This is a genomic window from Chryseobacterium koreense CCUG 49689 (assembly GCF_001045435.1).
Classification (GTDB): Bacteria; Bacteroidota; Bacteroidia; order Flavobacteriales; family Weeksellaceae; genus Kaistella; species Kaistella koreensis.
Genome location: NZ_LFNG01000062.1, coordinates 1 through 1,153 on the forward strand (window position 1 = coordinate 1; position 1,153 = coordinate 1,153).

The 1,153-nt window shown below is 34.2% G+C and carries 2 protein-coding genes; one reads left to right on the top strand and one right to left on the bottom strand.

Translation table 11 applies throughout. The features are described 5' to 3' along the window. A partial coding sequence (locus ACM44_RS14785) for an STM3941 family protein (RefSeq protein WP_048500836.1) occupies positions 1 to 558 on the top strand: 558 nt, incomplete at its 5' end. Positions 559 to 738: 180 nt separating this feature from the next. Here the strand turns inward: ACM44_RS14785 and ACM44_RS15550 are convergent. Then, the gene (locus ACM44_RS15550; RefSeq protein WP_048500837.1) at positions 739 to 975 is read right to left on the bottom strand and encodes a hypothetical protein; all 237 of its coding nucleotides are present in this window, start codon (positions 973 to 975) and stop codon (positions 739 to 741) included. Positions 976 to 1,153 lie beyond the last annotated feature (178 nt).

A 1,153-nucleotide genomic window follows, 5' to 3' on the forward strand; every position in this document is an offset into this window, starting at 1 on the left:
CCGTTATGCGACATTTTAAAAAAGACTGCCCTAAATTTAAAATACGTGAATTTTTATTCAAATAAACAAACCTCATTTGTACTTTTAATATTATCTTCTTTGTTAGTTACGGGAGGATTTATCGCGAGAAATAGTATTCTAAATTTTGAAGATAATATGTTCAAAAGTATTGTAATGATTTTAGCTCTAATGCTTTTTGCTTTTGGTGTTGTTCTATCACTATTATTGTTATTTAGAAAAAAACCGTTATTAACCATAACAGATGAAAGAATTATCATATACAACATTTTTACGAAGCCAAATATTGTTGAAATCAATAACATAAAATCATTTTTTATCGTAAATACAATTCAACGAGGTATCACAACAAATAGACAAATCTATATTGAGTTGATAATGCCGACTGAAAAATTTCGTAATTCTCTGTATTATAAATTGATTAACAAAATAAATAAACCTTTTGCTAATTCTCAACATGCAATACAAACCAACTTTTTAAATATAAAGCAAAAAGACTTGCTCAAAATTTTGGAGAAGAAATTAAAAAACGTCGCATAATAACTAAGCTTTCGTTTTGTCTGCAAGACAAGAAACCGGAGGTTCGGCGGAGCCAAATGAAAGCCCGTTGAACCCTTCGAGAGCCTCAGGGTAAACTCCAGCTCCGGTAGCTTTTCGGCGGCATTTTGGTCCTCTTATGGGGATATCGTTTTTAGAATTTAGATACACAAAGCAGTTTTTTCAAAAGAACTGCTTTTTTTGTGGCGTTGGGCAGCCTTTGGAAGTGGTTTTCTGCGGTTTTTCTTCGCAGCATGATACGTGACGGGAGTAATTGTCGAAAGTACGTTTGCTTCTGCCCAGGATGGAAATATTTCTTTCGAAGCGTTGCCGGAGTTGGGCAAAACCGTCAACTTCGCTCGAGGCGCGATTCAGGATTTTGTTCGTACTTAAATCCTCCCGAGATTTTTTTGTAGCCATAGTAATGTTTTGATTGTTAAAAAAACAAAATTACTAAAACGGCGAATTGGGAAAAGCTACCGGAGGTTTAGTTCAATATCCGTAGCTGTTGCACAACCCTAATTTTCCAATAATAGTTTTCAAAACTCAACCAAAACCACCTCTTTTTAAGCGATTTAAAGGAGGTTTTTATTTTTGC

Bases quoted from the DNA above. Each gene is read 5' to 3' on its own strand.
- ACM44_RS15550 (WP_048500837.1), bottom strand. From the start codon at position 975: ATGGCTACAAAAAAATCTCGGGAGGATTTAAGTACGAACAAAATCCTG.